The 1,096-nt window shown below is 54.7% G+C and carries 1 protein-coding gene; it reads left to right on the top strand.

The features are described 5' to 3' along the window. Window positions 1-102: 102 nt before the first annotated feature. Window positions 103-1,096, top strand: a 994-nt coding sequence (locus tag Q322_RS22905) for an IS630 family transposase (protein WP_162176650.1), incomplete at its 3' end; no start/stop codon positions are given.

Genomic DNA, 1,096 nt, shown 5'->3' on the forward strand with positions numbered 1-1,096 from the left:
GAGTCCAACTGGAGTGGCAATTCTCCATCAAAACGGCCAGAACCAAATTCAAACGCCATTATGATAAAATCAGAATTAATTGAACGCTGTAATCATAGATTTATGAATATAGCGGGGGTCTACGGCTATGGGCTGGAGTTTCGGCGTCGAGTCGTCAATCTGGTTCTCGGTGGAGCCACGCCCGAAAAAGCCGCATGCCATTTCTCTGTACATTTTATCACGGTCAAAAGTTATCTGGAACGGCACCGCAACCACACCTTGCACGTGCGGGTCAAGTCGAGGGGCCGTCACCGGATGATGACGGCCCCTCAAGAACAACAGTTGCTGCGTCAGGTGGACTCCCATCCAAACGCCAATCTGGCCGAGCATGCCCGCATGCTCGAAGAGGCCACGGGCCTCCACATCAACTCCAAAACGGTAGGCCGGGTCTTTGCACGTCACCACATCACCCATAAAAAAACACGGGTCGCTCAAGAATGGAGTGAGGAACGCCGGGCCATCTTCCTGAACGATCTCAAACCGTATCTGCTGCACCCAGAACGGTTGGTCTTTCTCGATGAGAGTGGCCTCCAGACCAACATGACGCGCGGGTATGGGTATGCCCGTGCGCCCAGTTATCTGCGGGCGGTCTATGCGGTGCCACGAAACCACGGTCAGAACCAGAGTCTGATCTGTGCGCTGAATCTGGCGGGGCCGCTGGCCCCACCAGTGGTTGACGACCCTGTGAATGGGGAGGTCTTCGAGTGGTATGTCCGGGAAGAACTCTGTCCGGCGCTCAGCGCCGGACAGGTGATGATACTGGATCACTTGTCGTCGTGTCATCGAGCATCCATTCGGACGCTTGTGGAGGCTCGGGGCAGCACCTTGCTCTATCTCTTACCGTACAGCCCGGACTTCAACCCGATTGAATTGCTGCTTTCCAAACTCAAAGCACTCGTGCGCGGTGACGCATCGCGCACCATCCAGAACATGATGAGTCGTATCGGAACCGCTTTGCAGAAGGTATTGCTAGAGGCTATCCGGCAAGCGATCCAAAAAGCGGCTGTAATTTATTTGCCAACAGAACGCTCGCTGCCAGGAAATGAAAGCCAATCAG

The organism is Deinococcus frigens DSM 12807, assembly GCF_000701425.1.
GTDB lineage: Bacteria > Deinococcota > Deinococci > Deinococcales > Deinococcaceae > Deinococcus > Deinococcus frigens.